Annotated in this window: 14 protein-coding genes; 8 read left to right on the top strand and 6 right to left on the bottom strand. The window is 59.4% G+C overall.

What is annotated here, in order from left to right; genetic code table 11:
* Positions 1-235: 235 nt before the first annotated feature.
* Positions 236-4,375 carry a hypothetical protein gene (locus QA642_RS37860; RefSeq protein ID WP_283081460.1) on the bottom strand — a complete coding sequence of 1,380 codons (4,140 nt, stop codon included), beginning with the start codon at positions 4,373-4,375 and terminating at the stop codon, positions 236-238.
* Positions 4,376-5,007: 632 nt separating this feature from the next.
* Between QA642_RS37860 and QA642_RS37855 the strand changes: the two genes are divergently transcribed.
* Positions 5,008-5,592, top strand: coding sequence for a transglutaminase-like cysteine peptidase (locus QA642_RS37855; RefSeq protein ID WP_283081459.1), 585 nt, complete (start codon positions 5,008-5,010; stop codon positions 5,590-5,592).
* 2 nt (positions 5,593-5,594) lie between these two features.
* Here QA642_RS37855 and QA642_RS37850 read toward each other — a convergent pair whose 3' ends face one another.
* The 3 genes from QA642_RS37850 to QA642_RS37840 all read right to left on the bottom strand — a co-directional run bounded on the left by QA642_RS37850 (position 5,595) and on the right by QA642_RS37840 (position 8,140).
* The gene (locus tag QA642_RS37850; RefSeq protein WP_283081458.1) at positions 5,595-6,896 is read right to left on the bottom strand and encodes a hypothetical protein; all 1,302 of its coding nucleotides are present in this window, start codon (positions 6,894-6,896) and stop codon (positions 5,595-5,597) included.
* A gap of 264 nt (positions 6,897-7,160) precedes the next feature.
* Positions 7,161-7,463, bottom strand: coding sequence for a hypothetical protein (locus QA642_RS37845; protein ID WP_283081457.1), 303 nt, complete (start codon positions 7,461-7,463; stop codon positions 7,161-7,163).
* Between the two features lie 68 nt (positions 7,464-7,531).
* Positions 7,532-8,140 carry a hypothetical protein gene (locus tag QA642_RS37840; protein ID WP_283081456.1) on the bottom strand — a complete coding sequence of 203 codons (609 nt, stop codon included), beginning with the start codon at positions 8,138-8,140 and terminating at the stop codon, positions 7,532-7,534.
* 271 nt (positions 8,141-8,411) lie between these two features.
* On the opposite strand from QA642_RS37840, the gene QA642_RS37835 reads away from it, so the two are divergent.
* Positions 8,412-9,860, top strand: coding sequence for an undecaprenyl-phosphate glucose phosphotransferase (locus QA642_RS37835; RefSeq protein WP_283081455.1), 1,449 nt, complete (start codon positions 8,412-8,414; stop codon positions 9,858-9,860).
* Positions 9,861-9,900: 40 nt separating this feature from the next.
* Positions 9,901-11,235 carry a polysaccharide biosynthesis/export family protein gene (locus QA642_RS37830; protein WP_283081454.1) on the top strand — a complete coding sequence of 445 codons (1,335 nt, stop codon included), beginning with the start codon at positions 9,901-9,903 and terminating at the stop codon, positions 11,233-11,235.
* 143 nt (positions 11,236-11,378) lie between these two features.
* Here the strand turns inward: QA642_RS37830 and QA642_RS37825 are convergent, their stop codons facing one another.
* Together QA642_RS37825 and QA642_RS37820 are read right to left on the bottom strand one after the other, a co-directional pair.
* Positions 11,379-12,257: a hypothetical protein gene (locus tag QA642_RS37825; protein ID WP_283081453.1), complete on the bottom strand. Its 879-nt coding sequence runs from the start codon at positions 12,255-12,257 to the stop codon at positions 11,379-11,381.
* 221 nt (positions 12,258-12,478) lie between these two features.
* The gene (locus tag QA642_RS37820; protein WP_283081452.1) at positions 12,479-13,369 is read right to left on the bottom strand and encodes a glycosyltransferase; all 891 of its coding nucleotides are present in this window, start codon (positions 13,367-13,369) and stop codon (positions 12,479-12,481) included.
* Between the two features lie 137 nt (positions 13,370-13,506).
* On the opposite strand from QA642_RS37820, the gene QA642_RS37815 reads away from it, so the two are divergent.
* The 5 genes from QA642_RS37815 to QA642_RS37795 all read left to right on the top strand — a co-directional run bounded on the left by QA642_RS37815 (position 13,507) and on the right by QA642_RS37795 (position 20,367).
* A complete protein-coding gene (locus QA642_RS37815; protein ID WP_283081451.1) occupies positions 13,507-14,739 on the top strand; it encodes a glycosyltransferase family 4 protein in 1,233 nt (410 codons plus the stop codon).
* A complete protein-coding gene (locus QA642_RS37810; RefSeq protein ID WP_283081450.1) occupies positions 14,739-15,923 on the top strand; it encodes a glycosyltransferase family 2 protein in 1,185 nt (394 codons plus the stop codon). The genes QA642_RS37815 and QA642_RS37810 overlap by 1 nt, the downstream gene beginning before the upstream one ends.
* Positions 15,910-17,073 (top strand): WecB/TagA/CpsF family glycosyltransferase, encoded by a 1,164-nt coding sequence (locus QA642_RS37805; RefSeq protein ID WP_283081449.1) that lies wholly within the window; start codon positions 15,910-15,912, stop codon positions 17,071-17,073. Before QA642_RS37810 ends, QA642_RS37805 begins: the two co-directional genes overlap by 14 nt.
* A 109-nt stretch (positions 17,074-17,182) precedes the next feature.
* The gene (locus tag QA642_RS37800) at positions 17,183-19,609 is read left to right on the top strand and encodes a polysaccharide biosynthesis tyrosine autokinase (protein ID WP_283081448.1); all 2,427 of its coding nucleotides are present in this window, start codon (positions 17,183-17,185) and stop codon (positions 19,607-19,609) included.
* Between the two features lie 74 nt (positions 19,610-19,683).
* On the top strand, positions 19,684-20,367 hold the full coding sequence (locus QA642_RS37795) for a hypothetical protein (protein WP_283081447.1): 684 nt from the start codon (positions 19,684-19,686) through the stop codon (positions 20,365-20,367).
* The last annotated feature ends 16 nt before the right edge of the window (positions 20,368-20,383 follow it).

Raw genomic sequence — 20,383 nt, 5'->3', positions numbered from 1 at the left:
ATGCGCAAATGGTATAGGCCGCTGCAATAGAAGGTATTGGAAAGGGGCGGGAATTGCGCCGGACGTCTCACTCTCGAGCCGACGGGGGCAATCTGGTGCTGTCTTGCGGGCATTTGCCGGGGTGGTTTACCGGTTTGTCCGACGCCGTGATCCGCGTATCTGGCCGGCGGCGACAAGCATGCACCGCCGGCCATGAGCTTGATGTTCAGTCGGTCTTCATTCGCGTTTAGCGGCTCTACACCATCACCAGATGATCGCGGATCCAAGCGGCGTCGTGGCGCAAATCGGCCAGCTGCTGAGTGGTGGCTTCCTCGACCATGGCGATGGAGGCGGTGTGTCCGGCGGCGTCCACGACGTAGCCTCCGTACTGCTGATAGGCTCTCGCGACCGCCAAGCCCTCCGGCGTCAGACCAGCGTGCTCGATGTCCAAGTCGCCTGGCAGGGCGAAGTGGGCTCCGACCGGGATTGTACCCTTGTACGTGCTGACGCTGCCGCCATCGGCCGCCACGGCAGGAAAGACAAATTGATCGAGTTGGTTGGTCCCTGCCTTGAGTTGAGTCGGATCCAGCTCGATGGCCATGGCATGGTTGATCGAAAGGCTGTTCAACTCGTCGCTCGTGATGAGGCCTCCGAGAAGAGACGCACCTGATGCCCGGACGCCCGCGCCGACGCCCACTGCGGTTCCCCATCCGGTGCCGTTCAGGTCACCCTCAACGAGGTAGCTCGCATGCCAGGTCTGGCTTGCCGAATCGTAGCTGGCTTTCCATGCCTCCCAATAGTGGACGCCGTCAGGATCGGCAAAGACGACCCAGCCGTCGCTGGCATGCGTCGGCGTCAAATCGGTCGGTGTCGTAATCTGCAGCGTTCCGTGCGACGAGAAGCCTCCACCCACCGTTGCCTGGTTCAGAACGTCGAACGTCCACTTCATGCTTGGCGCATCGGCCGGTGTGGTGAAGAAGATGTTTTCCGATTGGACCCAGGTGTTGGCGAGACTGGTGTTTTTGAATTGCTGGTTCTGGATCGCGTTCGGATCGGAGTAGTGGACGTTCAGTTCGCTGATGGGGGTATTCCAGAGGCTGTCCGCGGAGAAGAAGTGGTGCCCGGAAAGCTCGAAATCCTGCTGATGAGATATCAGGTCGGCCTTGCTGAGCCCGGAGAATGTCAGCGTGTTGCCGTGCCCGTCGTCGATGACGGCGCCGGCGGCGGTGTCCGTCGTGTGGTTCTGCAGCATGTCAGACACGCTGGTAAAGGCGGTCGAGTCGATTTCGACATGATCGCTACCGAAGTCAAAGGAGGCGATCGTGTCGTGACCGAAGTCGAACTTGAAGACCAGCGTCTCTGACCCGCTGCTGGTGAAACTCTCGTCGGCACCACTCGAATAGACGGTTCGGGTATGCGTGCCGTCGAGAGCGACCTGGTCCTTTGACTTGAGGAAGCCGGTAGCGTCATACACGTCATGCTCGGAGACGTAGGGCGTCGCCGTGGCATTCGTCAGGAAGACGTCCTTGCTGTTGTCCGCGTGAAGCACGGTCTCCGTGGTAAGGGTGGCCTGGCCGTTCACCACCGTATAGAGCTTGGTGTTGGAGATGTCGGTCGAGCCTGTTGGGTACTTCAAGACGTCGCTGCTCAGGACGGCATGGCCCGAGACATTCGCATAGGTTCGCGTGTCCGTGGTGCCGTTCGTATCGATGGTCACCTCTGATTTGAGGACGCCTGTCGTGTCGAAATAGTCGGTCGTCTTGGTGCCGTCTGCGCCCAAAACGTAAGTATAGTCGAGGGTGCCGTCTGCGTGGGTGCGCGCCGTGCTGATGAGCCCGCCCGCGGCATTGTAGACATCGTGCTCGGCGACGTAGGTCTTGCCGGTGATGTTGGACAGGTAGACGTCCTTGCTCTTGTCGGTGTGTACGACGGTCTCGCTGGTGAGGACGCCGTTGGTGTAGGCGAGCGTGTCCGAGGAGCCGTCTGCCTTCACAACGCTGCTGGACGTCAGCAGGCTGCCATCGGCGTTGTATTGAAGGGATGTCTTGGTGCCGTCTGCGCCCAGCGTGTAGCTGAAGTCACGGGTGCCGTCGGCATGGGTGCGGATGGTGTCGGTGAGGACGCCGGCGGCGTTGTAGACGTCGTGCTCGGCGACGTAGGTCTTGCCGGTGATGTTGGAGTAATAGATGTCCTTGCTCTTGTCGGCGTGCACCACGGTCTCGCTGGTGAGAACGCCGTTGGTGTAGGCGAGCGTATCCGAGGAGCCATCCGCCTTCACGATCGAGCGGGACGTTAAGGTGCTGCCGCTGGCGTTGTACTGAAGGGCCGTCTTGGTGCCGTCCGCGCCCAGAGTGTAGGTGTAGTCGAGCGTGCCGTCGGCATGGGTGCGCACCGAACTGGTGAGAACGCCGGCCGCATCGAAGACGTCGTGTTGAGCGACGTAGGTCCTCCCGGTGATCTGCGAATAGTAGACGTCCTTGCTCTTGTCGGCATGGACGACCGTTTCGCCGGTGACGACACCATTGGTGTAGGCGAGGGTGTCCGAGGAGCCGTCCGCCTTCACGACGATGCTGGACGTCAGCAGGCTGCCACTGGCGTTGTATTGCAGGGACGTCTTGGTACCGTCTGCGCCCAGAGTGTAAGTGAAATCGCGGGTGCCGTCGGCATGGGTCCGCACCGCGCCGGTGAGCACGCCGGCGGCGTTGTAGACGTCGTGCTCGGCGACGTAGGTCTTGCCGGCGATGTTGGAGAGATAGACGTCCTTGGTCTTGTCGGCATGCAACACCGTCTCGCTGGTCAGGACGCCTTTTGTGTAGGCGAAAGTATCCGACGAGCCATCGGTATTCGTGATCGTGCGAGACGTCAGCGCGCTGCCGGTGGCATCGTACTGCAGTGCTGTCTTGGTTCCGTCAGCGCCCAGGTTGAAGGTGTAGTCGAGCGTGCCGTCGGCGTGGGTGCGCACCGAGCTGGTGAGAATGCCGGCCGCGTTGAAGACGTCATGCTGAGCGACGTAGGTCCTGCCGGCGATCTGCGAGTAGTAGACGTCCTTGCTCTTGTCGGCATGGACGACCGTTTCGCCGGTGACGACACCGTTGGTGTAGGCGATGGTGTCCGAGGAGCCGTCCGCCTTTACAACGCTGCTGGACGTCAGCAGGCTGCCGTTGGCGTTGTATTGCAGGGATGTCTTGGTGCCGTCCGCACCCAGAGCGTAGGTGAAGTCGCGGGTGCCGTCGGCATGGGTGCGCACCGTGCTGGTAAGGACGCCGACGGCATTGTAGACGTCGTGCTCGGCGACATAGGTCTTGCCAGTGATGTTCGAGAGATAGATGTCCTTGCTCTTGTCGGCGTGGACGACCGTCTCGCTGATGAGCACCCCATTGGAATAGACGGAGGTGTCGGACGAATTGTCCGCATATACTATCGCACGGGACGCCAGGCTGCCGCTGGCATTGTATTGCAGCGTGGTCTTGGTGCCGTCTGCGCCCAAAACGTACGTGTAGTCGAGAGTGCCGTCGGCGTGGGTGCGCGCCGCGCTGATGAGCGCGCCGGCGGCATTGTAGACATCGTGCTCGGCGACGTAAGTCTTGCCGGTGATGTTGGACAGATAGACGTCCTTGCTCTTGTCGGCGTGTACGACGGTCTCACTGGTGAGAATGCCGTTGGTGTACGCGAGCGTATCGGAGGAGCCGTCTGGATTGGTGACCGTTTGCGACGTCACGGCATTGCCGGTGGCGTTGTACTGGAGAGCCGTCTTGGTGCCGTCGGCGCCGAGGCTGAAGGTGTAATCGAGAGTGCCGTCGGCATGGGTGCGCACCGAGCTGGTGAGAACGCCTGCCGCGTTGAAAACATCGTGCTGAGCGACGTAGGTCTTGCCGGCGATGTGGGAGTAGTAGACATCCTTGCTCTTGTCGGCATGGATGACCGTTTCGCCGGTGACCACACCGTTGGTGTACACGAGCGTGTCCGAGGAGCCGTCCGTCCCTACAACGCTGCTGGACGTCAGCAGGCTGCCGTTTGCGTTGTATTGCAGTGACGTCTTGGTGCCGTCGGCGCCCAGAGTGTAGGTGAAGTCGCGGGTTCCGTCGGCGTGCGTGCGGACCACGTTGGTGAGGACGCCCGCGGCGTTGTAGACGTCGTGCTCGGCGATGTAGGTCTTGCCGGTGATGTTGGAGAGGTAAACATCCTTGCTCTTGTCGGCATGCACTACGGTGTCGCTGGTGAGGACGGCCTGTCCATTGACCGTCGTATAGAGCTTCGTGTCGGACACGTCGGCCGAGCCGGCCGGATATTTGATCAGGCTGCTGGTGAGAACGCCGTTCGTGTAGGTCAGGGTCTGCGTTGACCCGTCCGCGAGCTTGGTCGTTGTCGATGTAACCGTTGGAGTAGTCGAGGCCATTGGAACCCACCATGTGTCGGAACTGATGGATGTGTAGGGCCGAGACGTCTCTATCGCCCGAAGTCTATCGATGGGTTCTGATCGGTAGAAACAACCAGCCATTAATCGGGAACCATCAGCCCCGTATTTTCCCAGGCTGCCGTGGTCTTGACTTCCTCGGTCGCTTCGCGCTGGTGTGAATGCCGCCCGTTCGACGAACTGCTGCGCGCATCGAAAAGAACCGCGTCTACAGTTTTTGCTCGCATGGGGAACCGTTAACGCACACTTGCCAATGGGCGCCTCTCCCGGGAAGACGAGGTTCCTATCGCGCGCTCCGGGCTGCAGAGGTGCCTTGTTGACGGATCATGGTTCGGCTCGGAAGGGCGGCAACAGAATTCGTCAGGGTTACCGCATTCCAAAGCCCGCCGAGTTGGTGCCTAACCTTCGATGGGCGACGACCGCGAGCATTTTCTCGATTTCGGTTCGTCTCGAGCTTGCAGCGGGGATTGGTAAATGACCCGTATCGAAGAATGAGACCGTTTGATTCTATTTGATCGGTCGAACGGCGCAGAATCTCAAATCGTTCCATCTAGCGTGCTCCTCAAGAGTGTTGTGGGGAGTCAAGCATGCGTAAGATTTCAGCCTGGGCGGTCTTGGGGGTCGCCGCGATCGCCCTCGGGTTTCAGCCGGTTCAAGCTGGTCTGTTGGGGATGCCGATGGGATTGCAGTCGGCCATCCAGCACATCAAATTCGAAGCCAATGCGTTGGCTCCGTTCGCGTACACGCAATTCTGTGCTCGATATGTCGATGAATGCCGCAAGCGCCCAATGTTCCGCGGCGGTCCGGTGAAGCTGACGGCCGAGCGATGGGACCAGCTCAACGAAGTCAACCGAGCGGTCAACAGGGACATCATTCCCGAGCGCAACGAGCTTGGTCTGGCCGGCGAGACTTGGCTGATCGGTCCGGATCGTGGCGATTGCAACGACTATGCGGTCACGAAGCGCCATCAGCTCCTGGCTCAGGGTTGGCCGGCTCGCGCCCTGCTCTTGAGCGAGGTGGTCACCAATTCCGGGGAGCATCACCTCGTTCTCGTCGTTCGCACGAAGAACGGTGATCTCGTGCTCGACAATTTGAGCCCGAGTATCAAGCCCTGGTCGCGCGCACCCTATCGCTGGGTTCGAATTCAGACGCCAGATCACAACAGATTGTGGGCCACGATCGCTTCGCGCCGGGTATAGCCTTAGTTGCCGGCGCTTGTGCGGCCCATGCTCTGCGCTATTCCGATCCCGATCGTGATGGTGGCGAGTATCTGAACGGCGGTATTCAGGAGGCCGTTGTCGAGGAACGCCTCGCAAAGCAGGACAATGACGCCGGCAGCAGCCGTGGAAGCATAACGCGAGTCGCGTCCGCGACGAACGGCCCCTCGGAACATGACGATAAAGACATAGGCGACCATCAGGACGATGAAAGCCGATGCCGGTTTGCCCCATTCGATTGCCATTGTGATCGCGGTGGACGGCAGTTCGCGAACGGGTGTTGCTTCGAAATCGCGATAGACGGGCTCGATCGACTGAAACGTTCCCACGCCATTGCCGAGTTGTGGCGCGTCCGCCATCATGCGCTGCGCCATTGAACGTTGCGCTGCGTTCGCTACCTGCGCCAGGTCAACAATCGTCCACGGCGCTACCTCCTGAAGTCGCGTTATCGCTATTGCGGCTCCGATCGCCGCGACGATCGCGAATAGAACGAGCGCGAGCCACCATCCGACCTCGAGATGGCGGCTCGCGGCCACGAGGATGAGTGAGACAAACCCCAGGGCCACTGCGGCCGACAGGCCGATGGAAGCAAGATTTGCCAAGGCTGCGAGTGAGACGCCGAGTCCAACGAGAACGAGCGCGAACTGGATCAGCAATGACGTTGGCACGCCTTCCGCTACGCCGCTGCCCCAATTCCTTCCGATCATCATAATGATCGTTGCTGCGTTCATGAGCACTGACAGTGCAACCGCTGCAGCGAAGGCGGAAGCTGCGCCGTCGGTCGACGAGATCAGGCCGGGGACGCCTGCAAGGCGCGAGATCAGCACCATCGCCGACATGAAGGTCGTCACAGTGCTCAATGCATAGAACAGCGTTTCAGCCCTGTGCCGGTCTCGCGCGACAAGCACGGTAGAAATCAAAAGCGAGAGCATGGCCAGGTAGACGATAAGGCTTCGTAGTGTGTCGTCGGGTGAAATGCTGACTCTTCCGGCGACGGGCTCGCCAAGGGCTACGGCTGTCATCCTCCAAATCGGATTGACGAGCGCAGGAAAGGGAAGGGGCGTTATCTGGAAGATCATCCATAAAGCGGGAAAGGCGAGCGAGAGCGCCAGCGGACTTATGAACCGAGCTGCACCGGATATATCCGCCTGTTCTCTCGTGGCTGCGCATATGAGGATCATTGCAGCTGCGATAGAAACGAGCTGCTCCACCAGAGGGATATGAATGGTTGCCAGCGCGGGGCATGCAGCCAGCACGATGATCAAAAGGCGAACGGAAATCTGCAAGCGAAAATTCTTCGTGCGAGAGTCGGGCAGACGCTATGAGGCGCGTGCTTATCGCACATCGGGCGAGGTGTGCCAAATGCGCGGATCATATCCCGGACCAAGTGGATTTCCGTTGCGACTCTAAAGCACGATCCGGAAAAGTGCGCAGCGGTCTTCCGAAAAGATCATGCGCAAACAACAAGCTAAAGCGCGATGACGATTCATCCTGGTCTCATCGCGCTTTAGAAGCGCGGAGGCAGTGCACCGGCCGACAGATGCTCTGGCTCAGCGGCTTGGCCGCTGCCTGTACAACAGAGCGACGGCCGCGGTGCGCGATCTGGAGGCGGACGGCGTTCTCAACACTGCAAGGACGTGACGGCCGACCAAGCCGAAGCCATAGCCGAATTGTGTGAGCGCGCCGGCCAAAAAGGCCTGCGACAACGTCGATGCGAAAGCCTCGCCATGCGACAGCGCGAGCAGTGTGGCCGCCATGGCTGCGAGCAGACTAACTGGCACGAGTATCCAGACGCGAAAGCGCCATGCGAGCACCGCACCGACCAGAAATGAAAAGATGGCGACCGGAACCATTTTTGTCTCCCGGCGACCACCTTTTCACCTGGTTCCCTAAGAATCCGTGAAGCTTGGCGAGAGGGCTTCTAGCGCAGCGCGCAGCTTGAGCGCAGCGCCCGCATGGCATTGCCGAGCCCTGCGAGGGGAATGGTCCCGCGCGTTGGCGTCGGCGTCGTTGCGATCTCTACGTTGAGCTCCGGGAACGTCTGCCAAGGGCCAGCAGCGAGTGCGGAGGCGCTCTGCGGTAGTACGATCGACTCTGCGCTTTGGTTGACCGATGCCTCGAGTTGAACGCGATCAGATCCGGCGGCCAGGGTGACCTTGGGATGGCTTGCGCGAGGCTGTTGTTCCAGAAGAGTCAGCATCACTTCCGTCCCGAATTCGGCGCAACGCAGGCTCAATCCCGCCAGATTCAAGTCGGATCTTGCTGTGTCGGCCGTACGCATGATTGCGACGATATCCGCGCCGCCATTTGGATTGCGCGTCTTGACCAAACGCCAACCTCCATCGAGAGGCGTCGATTGGCTCGACGAATTCAGTTGCTGCGATACTGCATCGTCGCAGCGCTGACGCTGCCCCGGATCCGCGCCGGGCACGCAACTCTGAGGCAAGCGCGTTGGATCAGCGGATGCAGAGCACGGCAGCGCGATCGCGATCACAAGAAACAATTCGCGGAACATCTTGAAGGCTTCCAACTTGAAGGCTTCGAACCAGACAATTGCCCATTACGCGGGCCCTTGGTCTTGACGAGCTGATGATTAATTTGGCACAACCCGTATCATACAAACTTGATGCATTAGGCTGCGCAATCTTATTGCATTGCAGCAAAAAATGTTGTTTCTAACCTGTGGTTAATCTCACGTTACGACCTTCTTGCAGGAGGCGATTTTGATCCCCCACAGTCCGATTGAGCGGGACTTACGCGGGCGTGGGCCAGCGGAGCGCGCGGCCTTGGAGACCTCCGCAATGCAATACCAGACATTGCCAGGGACGAATTCCGGAGGAGGGCGCGTAAAGATCCCTTACTCCGCTCTGCAATATCTGCTGGCGCTGGCCGATGCGTTCCTGATTGCGTCCGCTGCCGTTGTCGGCGGCGGCCTCTATCAGCTTGTCACAATCGGCGATTTCAGGAACGCAGACCAGCTACTCGGCGCTGGTCTGACTGCTGCGCTGCTCTATGTGCTGATTGGTCAATCCGGCGGCTTCTACGATTTGCGAATCGCGTTCTCGAAGCGAAGGCGAGACGCCGGGCGCATTTTTGCGCAGTGGTCCATGGTGAGCTTGCTGCTGACCCTGCTGGCGTTTCTCATGAAGACCGGGGCAGTGTTCTCACGCGGTTCGATCATTTGCTTCGGCTTGCTTGCCCTCGCGCTGCTCTTGGCCTGTCGCCGCTTTTCGAAACGATTCGTCGCAGCTGCTGTCGCTGACGGCCAAGTGCAGGGCCGGCGTGCCATCGTCATCGGGACCCGGGAAGAACTTGCCGCCCTTGGGGTCGAAGAATTGCTTGAACGCTTCGGTCTGACCGAGATAGCGCGCGTTGTCTTTTCGTCGGATCGCAACGGCGGATTTGCGATGACCGAAGAAGAATCGTCGTTGCTCGATCGCGCACTGGCAATTGGCCGCGAGTCGGCGGTCGACGAAATCGTGTTGGCGCTGCCGTGGACCGACACGCGCAAGCTCGAATTGGTGCGGGACCGTCTGAGGGTTTCGCCTCTCCCGGTGCAGTTGGTGCCTGACAGGCGAATTCGTGCGCTGGCTGAGAATCCGTCCTATCGCTTGCGTCGGTCCTTATCGATCGAAATCCAGCGCGGGCCGCTGTCGCGCGCAGAACAGTTTTCGAAACGAGTGGTCGACATTGTCGGCGCATCGCTCGGCCTGATCATTCTGGCGCCGCTCATGATTTTGAGCGCCATCGCCATCAAGCTCGATTCTGCCGGCCCTATTTTCTTCCGCCAGCGCCGCAACGGCTTCAACGCCAAGCAGTTTTCGATCTTCAAGTTTCGCACCATGACCGTGATGGAAGACGGCGCCGCGGTGGTTCAGGCCAAGCGCTTCGATCCTCGCGTGACCCGCGTCGGGCGTGTTCTGCGGCGTTCGAGCATCGACGAGGTCCCCCAGCTCTTGAACGTCCTCACTGGCGAAATGTCGCTGGTCGGACCTCGGCCGCATGCGTTGGCGCACGACAACCATTACGGTGACCTGCTGGCGGAGTACGCATTCAGGCATCACGTGAAGCCTGGAATAACCGGCTGGGCGCAAGTTCGCGGATATCGCGGCGAGACCGCAAGGGTCGAGCAAATGAAAGGCCGGGTGGATTGCGATCTCTGGTACATCAACAACTGGAGTCTCGCACTCGACCTGAAGATTTTGATGCTCACTTGCCTCGAGATCACCCGCAAGGGAAACGCCTACTGATCACAGAACAGGCAAAAAACGGGCTGCGCTTGGGCAACTTTTGTCTGACCGTGATGACGATCACCCGCGCTGCGTTGCCGATGTAGCTGCGGCGCAACATCCTCAAGCCAATTCTAGCAATTCGATAGGGATTACGTTGACTCAGTTGAGGATTCAGCCCAATTCTCGGCCCGGATTACCATTGGGGTTGGGTGTGAAATCCAGCATTACTTTATCGGCATTGCTTTCGGTCGTTCTGTTGTGTTCGGCAGGTTGCGCGATCATGCCCAGCTCTGGTCCGGAGGACCACGTCATCAAGAGCGAGATGACGAAGGCGGGGCCGGAGTACGGGCTCGTCAAGCTCACGCCGACCGTCGTCGACATTCTGAAGGAATATGGTCCCGGCGCACTGGCCGGCACCTTCCCCGACAAGTCGCCCCCGCGAAGCATCAAGTTCGGCATCGGCGACGTGGTTTCGGTGACGATCTTCGAAGCGGCTGCCGGCGGTCTCTTCATCCCCGCTGAAGCGGGCGTCAGGCCCGGCAACTTCGTCCAGATTCCAAATCAGAACGTCGATACGGCCGGCAACATCACTGTGCCCTATGCTGGCGCCGTCAAGGCGGCCGGTCGTACGCCCAGCGAGATTCAGCAGGACATCGTCAAGGCGATCGGCAATCGAGCCATCGAGCCGCAGGTCGTGGTCGCCTTGATCACGCAAAACACGTCGCTCATCAGCGTGCTGGGCGAGGTGAACACGCCGGCCCGCCTGCAAGCGAACGCTGCCGGCGAGCGCGTGCTGGATGTGATCAGCCGTGCCGGCGGCCCGAAGGGACAGGGATGGGAGACCTGGGTCACGCTGGAGCGCAATGGCAAGCGCGCAACGGTGCCGTTCGGCGCTCTCGTGTATCAGCCCGACAACAACGTGTGGGTCCACCCGGGCGATACCATTTACGTCTACCGCGAACCCCAGATTTTCCTGGCGTTCGGCGCGGCGGGACAGCAGGGGCAATTCCCGTTTGACATGTGGAAGATCACCATGGCGCAAGCCATGGCCAAGGCTGGTGGCTTGCTCGATGCGCAGGCCGAGCCAGCGGGTGTCTTCGTCTACCGCCGTGAACCGCGGGAGCTCGCCGAGCGATTGGGTGTAGACTGCTCGAAGTATGTCGGTCCGCTGGTCCCGGTTGTCTACAATGTCGATTTCCGAGATCCTGCCGGCTTCTTCCTGGCGACCAAGTTCGACATGCGTGACAAGGACGTCCTGTTCGCCGCAAATGCCGCAACCTACGACACTGCGAAGTTCCTGCAGTTCGTGCGCCTGATCGTGGCGACCGCGAACGACACGATCGTGTCGGCTAACAACGTGCAGGTGCTCAGGATCAACTCGAGGGGACTCTGATCCCTTCGGGCCGCTCCGGTCTGAACTCCATAAGCCGGGAATCGAATATCTCTCGGCAAAAGAAAGCGCCGCCGACATTTGTCGGCGGCGCTTTCTGTTGAGCTCATCTGATTCTTTCCTTCGGTCGGCCTCTCGATGCAGCGCTAATGAAGCGGCTGCAGTTCGGAAGGTCTCGGCGCGACCCTCTCGCCGGGGCCGCCAACACTATCCGGGCCGCTGTTCGTGACCATTCTCAGCTGGGCCAGGATCTTGCGCTTGTCGCGCTGCAGATTGTCGGTCTGTGCCTTGTTGCAGCCGGTTTCGGTGACGGCGATTATGTTGGTTCGAGCTGCTGCATCGACGACATAGCCGCCAAAGGTCGCGTAGGCCCGCGCGAGGGCCATCCCCTCGGGCGATAGATCGAGCTTCGTAAGATCGACCGATTGGGGAATCGCGAAAAGAGCGCCCATGGGGACGTTGCCGGAATAGGTGTTGCGGCCACCAAGATCGGTTGACGTTGCCGGCCACACCTTCTGCTCGGCCATGGTCGCGCCTCGCCGCAATTGGGTCGGGCTGATGACCATAGCCAATGCGTGCGGGATGACGCCTTGCTCGAGTTCATGGCAACGGATGAGGCCGCCTAGGAGCGATCCACCGAAGGCGCGAATGCCTTCGGAGGCGCCATCGCGGCTGGCCTTCCCCAAGCCGTACAAATCCGTCAGCACAACATAGTGAGCGCGATAGACGTTGGCCGCGGGATCATACGAACCCTTCCAGACTTCGTACGCGTAGCGCCCGTCCTCGGTAATGATCGCGGCATACCTGTCGGTCCCTCCCAGGAATTGGATATCATGAGGCGTTTTAAGCTCGAATGATCCTCCATTCACCGGCGATGAAAACAACCAGGGACCGGTGGTCGAGCGTCCCTTGTATTCCCATCGCATCACCGGATCGTCGGCCTTCTGCCTATCTATCTTGAGAAGGTCTACGCCGATCCAGGCGTAAGAGGCAGCGTGACCGCCGACACTCTCATTCCTGATCATGGCGGTCTCGGTCTCTTGGGGATCCTGGAAGGAGGCTCCTTTTCCGAGAGGCGTATTCCAAAAACTCGCATTCGAGAAAGGCTGCAGTCTCGGATCGCGACCTGACCCGGCTCGTACCTCACTGTCGAGGAGCGCGGCCGAAAAGCCGCAAACGAGCAGGACCGCACTCAAACCAAATCCAGATACTTCGCGTCGCATCGCTTGCCTCGACGTTGTTGGCCTTATGCAACGCTCTTTCGCGCATACCCGCGTGCCATGACCAAGGCGTTGCGGATTGTTGCGCGTAACATCTTCGCGAGAAGCGCAGGCGTGGCGCCCCATTGAATCATGCTTCTCCAATCGCCGAAGCTCGGTACGGTGCCGTAGAAGGGAGAGAAGAGCTGCATGAAGAGATACGGTTTAAGGTGGGCGGGGGCCTCGTCGTTCTTGTGCATTATTCTCTCGAAGGCCTCGTATCGCTTCTTGGCATTCTTGGAGATGCGGTCGCGGCCGTCGTCGACGTAACAGACGTAGCTGCAATCAGGAACGAGACGTGCGGGTCCGTATCTTCTCACCAGGCGCATGAAAAGCTCGAGGTCCTGCAAAGCGGGCATGTTTTCGTCAAACCCGCCGACTTCCGCGAGGTGCTGGGTGGGGCAAAAAATCTGGTTGCCAATGAAATTGTGGTGGAAAAGATCTTCGTAGCTGACCTCGTCCTTGCGGTCGGTGGTTGGAGAAGACGATTTGCCGTCGGTCATCACGCTTTGCGTGAACAATCCTGAAATGCGGTTCGCATTGTCGCCGAGATTGCTCCAGTAGTTCAGAAGAGTCTCGATCCTGGTCGGCGTGAATTCGTCGTCATCGTCCAATCCGGTGATAAATTGTCCGGTCGCGACCTTTATGGCGCGGTTTCGTGCGGCGGGCGCTCCTTTTGCCTTATCCACGTGGATGACTGTGAGGCGAGGCTCGCTGGCGCGAAGACCATCGAGATACACACGCGTGTCGTCTGTGGAGGCGTCGTTGACCACGATGATGTCAAGATCGCTGTGTGTCTGTTGTATGACAGATCTCAGCGCACGCTCGAGAAGCAATCTGCGATTGTGAGTCGGGATATATATGCTGACTTTAACCATCTTCAGGCACCGCAACGAGTTGCTCGCGCGCGCAAGCCGCGGCGATAACCAATTTCTAAGGAATCCGCCTTGATCCCGCAATGATTTGGTATTTTATCGCAGTGCGGGAAGCCTCCGTCGACGAAGGGATTTGAAGCGTGCCTGAACTGAAGTCGCCGCTCCGGAAGCGTGTGGCCTATCTGACAAGCCAATATCCCAAAGTCAGTCACAGTTTCATCCGGCGCGAAATTCTCGCGCTTGAGCGGTTGGGCTGGGAGGTCCATCGATTTGCCTTGCGAGGTTGGGATGCGGAACTGCCGGACGTTGACGATCGGGCGGAACTGGAGCGGACTGCTTACGTTTTGAACAAGGGTGCGTTGTCCATTGCATGGGCAGTCATAACGACGATGTTTGCTGCGCCCGGCCGATTTTGGCGATCTTTGACGATGGCCGTGGCCTTGATGCGGCAAAGCGATCGCCCCTTCTTTCTTCATGCCATATATTTGGCCGAGGCGTGCTGGTTGGCGCGGGAACTCGCAAGACTCCAGCTCTCGCATCTTCATACTCATTTCGGCACCAATCCCACTGACGTCGCATTGCTTATCAATTGTCTCACAGGAATCTCTTACAGCTTCACCGTGCATGGCCCCGAGGAGTTCGATCGGATTATTGGGATCAACCTGAAGACGAAGGTCGAGCGGGCGAAATTCGTTGTTGCAATCAGCTCGTTCGGGCGCGGCCAGCTGATGCGTCTTATTCATCCGAGTGGGTGGGATAAGATCAAAGTGGTTCACTGCGGGGTTGATGACCGTTTCTTGATCAGCTCTGTGCTGGCCAACGGCGCGAACAGGTTGGTGTGCGTGGGACGGCTCTGCGAGCAGAAGGGGCAGGCGCTGCTGGTGTCAGCAGCTGCACGATTGGCGGGCAGAGGGGCCAGTTTTGAGCTCGTGCTCGTTGGGGACGGAGAGAATCGCCCGATCATCGAGCAGTTGATCAGGGATCACCAGTTGCAAGGCAAAGTTCGTATCACTGGCTGGGCGGATGGTGAGGTCGTGCGTCGCGAGATACTTGATGCCCGCGCGTTCGTCCTGCCAAGCTTTGCGGAAGGGCTTGCGGTTGTCCTGATGGAGGCGATGGCGCTCGGTCGCCCCGTCTTGACGACGTACATCGCCGGCAATCCTGAACTTGTCGTCCACGAAGAAAATGGCTGGCTGTTTCCTGCCGGCAGCGAGGACGAATTGGCCGATGCCATGGACCGTTGTCTGAATGCGCCCCTATCGGTTCTTCAAGCCATGGGCGAGCGAGGCGCGCGCGCCGTTGCCGAGCAGCACAACGTGCAGACAGAAGCGGGGAAGCTAAGCGCTCTGTTCGCTCACGCTCTGGAGGCATGATGTCCGTCCTCATCGTCTGCGTGAGCGTTGCGATAGCGGTTGCTGTCGCCGTTCCGATCCTCGTTTTCGCCATCCAGATCTTCGTTGCCGCGGGAACAAGGCGATTGTCTCCGCGAGAAGCCGATCGCCCGGGTTTCGCCGTCATCGTCCCCGCGCACGACGAGGAACAAGGAATTACGTCAACCTTGCAGTCGATCCGTCGAGAGCTGACAGAGCTGGATCGCTTGGTGGTTGTCGCAGATAACTGCTCTGATCGAACCGCCGAGATCGCGGCGGCGGCGGGCGCGGAGGTCACCTCTCGCAATGACCCGCTGCATCGTGGCAAGGGATTTGCTCTGGATCATGGTCTGCAGTTTCTGACGCGAACCGGAGCTCCCGAGGTGGTGATCATTGTTGATGCGGATTGTCAGGTCGCGGACGGAGCGCTTTCGCGCATCGCGGCACTTGCAGCGTCAACGGGGAGGCCAGTGCAGGCGGCCTATCTGATGACGCCCACGCGGAGCGGAGATCTTTCCCCAATCCGGAATCTTGCTTGGTTTACGAAGAATTATGTGAGGCCACTCGGCTGGTTGCAGCTCGGCTTGCCGACACAGCTGACAGGGTCCGGTATGTCGTTCCCGACACATCTGCTTGGATCAGTCCGCCTGGCAACCGACGAATTGGTCGAAGATCTCACCTTGGGACTCAAGCTAGCGCTGCTGGGGCGCGCGCCCTTGTTCTGTCCGGAAGCCGTTGTGACGAGCCAATTTCCGGAAGATGTACGCGCGGAAAAATCGCAACGGACCCGCTGGGAACACGGGTACCTTCATTCGATTATAACGCATGCGCCGCGGCTGTTCGGCGAAGCGATCAAGCGTCGCGATTTGAACCTTCTTGGCTTGGTGTTGGACCTGATCGTGCCACCGCTGTCGCTCTTGATAGTGTTGACCTTGGCATCGCTGTTCCAGGGAACCCTGGTGTTCTTCTGGACCGGCACTGCTGCACCGTTCGCCGTCAGCTTTGTCTCGTCAGCCGCTTTCGTGCTTGCTGTCATGGTCTTGTGGTCTCGCTTCGGGCGGGATTTCTGCTCACTCGAGGATTTGCTGAAAGTGCCAATCTACGTCTTGGCGAAGATACCGCTATACTTGAAGTTCATTTTGAATCGTCAGCGCGTCTGGGTAAGAACTGATCGTGACTCAAGATAGCCTCAAAATTGCAGATGTGTCGGAGCGCGACCTCAATCCGGTGCGCGTTGACTTCGGCCGCCGGGTCTATTGCCTGTTCGGCATTCCGGTCGATGCGCTTTCCTTCCAGGAGACGGTTGCCGAGCTGAAGCAGGCTGTGGCGAGGAGGGATCGCTGTGTTTGGTCGACGCCAAACCTGAACTTCCTCACGTCGTGTCTGAAGAGCCCGGAATTTCGCGATATTCTCGGCAGGAGTCAGCTCTCGACCGTCGACGGGATGCCGCTGGTCATCCTATCGCGGATCCTCGGAATTCCCGTTCCGGAAAGAGTTCCGGGATCGACGGTTTTTGACAGAATGATGTCGGGTGCGGCCGGACCTATGAGGGTCTACTTCTTCGGGGGACCTGAAGGGGCCGCAGCGCGTGCCTGCGAGCGGTTGCCGCAATTGTCGCCCTCCTTGCAGAGCGCGGGCAGTTTTTCGCCAGGCTATGGCTCGATTGAAAGCATGAGCCGAACGGACATTCTCGATGACATCAATCGATCCGGTGCCGACCTGCTCATTCTGGCGCTCAATGCCAAGCGTGGCCATAGCTGGATCAGCCTGAATTCGCCCCATCTCAACGTGCCCGTCATCGCGCATCTCGGGTCCGTCATTAACTTTGTCGCGGGAACGATACGACGCTCGCCGGAGTTTCTGCAGAAGACGGGCCTGGAATGGCTATGGCGGATTTGGGAGGAGCCCTACTTGGCGTCCCGGTACGCCAAGGATTTCGTCGATTTGACGAAGCTTTTGGCGACAAAGGCTTTTCCGCTCTTGCTGCTCGGTCCTTTGCTCAAGCTTGCCGGCTCGGGTGCAAGGGCGTTGGATGTGACCGTCAGGGCCCGAGATGGTCGTGCCGTGATCGAGCTGAAAGGAAGCGCGAGCGCTCTCGATCTCGAAGGTCTGCGCAAAGCGCTCGATCAGTATCAGGACTTTTCAGGTGAACTCGTCGTATGCCTGAGAGAGGTCAGCTATGTCGATCCTGCTTTGCTAGGCCTGTTGATCGTCGCAAGGGGAGGGCGTCTCGAAAAGAGGCTTCCGGTCCGGATTCGCTCGCCTCAGCGGCGTAGGGCCCGGTTGCTCGTCCATCTCAACTGCGCTGACTATTTGATGGGCCCGGCCGGCGATTGACCTTCGCCAAGAGACTGATTATATTTGAGAAATAGCTGCCAGATGCGATTCATGAAGTGCTTGCCTTTGCCAAACGCCTCACATTCGTCGTGATGCTTATGCTATTTTAGTGCAGCGCAGCATCGCTTTCCTCAAACAACAAAGTACTCCGCGCATGCTTCATAGCCGATTGCCTTCAGTCAACGTTGAGGCTCCGGAGCCCGAGCTTCTGTCGATCAGCGATGCCATCCTGGCGTTGAAGGGGCTGGTCTCGCGGCAGCTTCCCTTGATGATCTTCGTTTTCCTGGCGTGCGTGTCTCTTGGGCTGCTCTACGTGATCACCGCGCAGCGCATGTATACGAGCACTGCGAGCCTGATCATCGACAGTCGCAAGATCAACCTGATGCAGCAGCAACAATCGGCTGCAGCCGACGCGCCGATTGAATCGGCGATGATCGACAGCCAGGTCGAGATCATCAAGTCGGATACGATCGCCCTTTCGGTCATCAAGGACTTGCGCTTGGTCGATGAACCTGAATTTACCGGCGATAGCGGCGGCCTCGTCGGCAATGTCCTGGGCGCCGTATTCTCTCTTTTCTCGAGCCCCACGCCGCCTTCCGAGTATCAGCAACTGCGCAAGGCGCTGAGTCGCTTTCAGAAGAACCTCGCCGTTAAACGCGTGGGACTGAGCTACGTCATCGAGATATCATATCGTTCGACATCCGCGGACCGCGCCGCGCAGATATCGAACGCGGTGGCCGAGGCCTATATCGTCGACTCTCTCGAGGCCAAGTACAACGCGTCTCGCCGTGCCGCGGTGTGGCTCCAGGATCGCATGAAGGAACTGCGGGCGCAGGCCTCGGCTGCCGAGCGCGCGGTTGCCGACTACAAGGCCAAGAACAACATCGTCGACGCGGGCGGTCGGCTGCTTAGCGAGCAGCAGCTGGCGGAGATCAATAGTGCGCTGACCACCGCGCGGGCGCAACGCGCGGAAGCGCAAGCCCGTCTCGAGCGCATCACGGCGATTCTGAAGTCTGATGACGAAGACCGCAACGTCATTCTCAACGACCTCGCGACCGTGGCTGACACGATGCAGAATCCGGTCATCGTCAAGCTGCGTCAGACCTATCTCGACTATGCGGCGAAGGAATCGGACTGGTCGAATCGCTACGGTGCGAACCATCTTGCGGTGATCAATCTGCGCAATCAGATGCGCGAGATCCGGCGGTCGATCAAGGACGAGCTGAGGCGAACGGCCGAAAGCTTCAAGAGTGATCTGGAAATCGCGAAATCGCGCGAGGAGGCCAGCCAGAAGAGCCTCAACGACGCGATCAGCCAATCCAACGACACCAGCCAGGCGCAGATCGTGCTGCGCGATCTGGAAAGCAACGCGCAGAGCGCGCGTGCTCTCTCCGACAATTTCCTGCAGATGTACATGGTATCGGTACAGCAGCAGTCCTTTCCGATTACCGAAGCTCGCGTGATCACGCCGGCCGCAATTTCGCTGAGTCCGTCGTCACCGAAGACCTTGCTCGTGCTCCTCGGCAGCCTGCTCGTCGGCGGCTTGTTTGCTGGAGCAGGTGCGTTCATCAGGGACATGATGGATCGCGTGTTCCGTACGGCGCCGCAAGTTGAAGCGATGCTGGGCATGAGTTGTCTGGCGGTCGTGCCGCGCGTTCAGCCGGAAGAGCTGCCCCAGACGGGCTGGAGCAAAGCGAGAACGGTGGCCAAACTGGCCTCTGGTTGGCGCCAACTGAGGGGCAGGAGCGAACCCGAGCAACAGGTCGTCCCTTCGGAGTATCCTGCGGGTGCTCAGCTTCAGGGCCGACAGATGAACGTCACCGAGACCATGTCCGGTGTTGTGACCCGCGCACCATTCTCTCGTTTTGCGGAAGCTATGAGAGCGATCAAGATGGCAATCGATTTGAGCAGGGATGAGGCGTCCTGCAAGATCATTGGCATCACATCGTCATTGCCCAATGAAGGTAAATCGACGATTGCCGGCGCCATAGCGCAGGCGAGCTCGATGAGTGGCACGCGCACGCTTCTGGTGGACTGCGATATCCGCAACCCATCGTTGACCCGGCGCTTCTCGCCGGATGCGCAGGCAGGGTTGATCGAACTCGTTCTCGGTCAAGCGGAGCTGAAAGACCTCATCTGGACGGACAGTCAGTCCACACTTCACTTCCTTCCTTGCGTGATCGCATCGCGATCGTCAAATTCGGCCGATCTGCTGGCCTCGGCTCCGATGGAGAGATTGTTCAAGGCGCTCCGAAACCACTACGATCTCATCATCGTCGACTTGTCGCCGCTCGCGCCTGTTATCGACGTGCGTGGCACGTCGCGTATCGTGGACCATTATACCCTGGTGGTGGAATGGGCCGAGACCAAGATCGACGTCGTCAAACGATGCCTGGAAGAAGCGCCGGGCGTGCAGAAAAAGCTGATGGGAATAGTGCTGAACAAGGTGGATATCGCAGCCCTTGGCCGCTACGACGCCTATCGCGGGGATTACTATCGAAATCGTTATTACCATCGATATGGCTATGTCGATTAGAAGGATCGTTGCGCCTGCTGCTCACCGTTAGGCTGCTTGCGACCTGTGCCTGTCTCCTGGCAGGGGGATGGGGTGTGTTTTTCCTCCTCCACCCCGATAACGAGACGCGCCTGAATGGAGTCGCCACGCGAATTTTGGCTTCGGATCGGTTCGATCGGCTCGAAGCGTTGCTGCCCGAGCTGAAAGCCGCCGAACAGCGGGTCCCGTGCAATCCAATTGAGCTCCGCAGCGACGTGATCATTCGTACCCGTCTATACGAGGAGGCGGTGGCCGCGGCTGACCCGAAGCGGGCAGATCAACAGCTCATCGGAGCGCGCGAAGCACTCGACAAGGCGATCACATGTGCTCCGACCGAAGGCTTCCTCTGGTTCATCCGGTACTGGATACGGATCAACCAGGGAGTTCCGGCCGGACCGGAGCTTGCCAGCCTTGCGATGTCGTACCGGCTGGCCCCGGCTGAGGGATGGATAGCCGTCCGTCGAAATGTCTATTCCCTTGCGGTTTATGAGTTGTTGGCGGAAGATCAAAAGCGTGCCGTCCGCACCGAATTTGCCACATTGGTGAACTCGGGCCTGCTCGCCACCGCCGTGCGTAACGTTTTGGGGGCGGGCTGGCCTATTCGCGATAAATTGCTGTCGGAGCTGGAGTGGACGGATCCGACCATGCGATATCAATTTGCGCGCATGGCCCGTGCTGAAGGTGCGGATCTTGCGGTGCCCGGAGTGAAGTTGCGCGACCCATTGGGATGGCAGCAATAATTTGGAACGTGATGCG

It is taken from the genome of Bradyrhizobium sp. CB2312 (genome assembly GCF_029714425.1).
GTDB lineage: Bacteria > Pseudomonadota > Alphaproteobacteria > Rhizobiales > Xanthobacteraceae > Bradyrhizobium.
The sequence above is the reverse complement of the archived record's forward strand: the minus strand, read 5'-3'. Positions and strand labels throughout refer to the sequence as shown.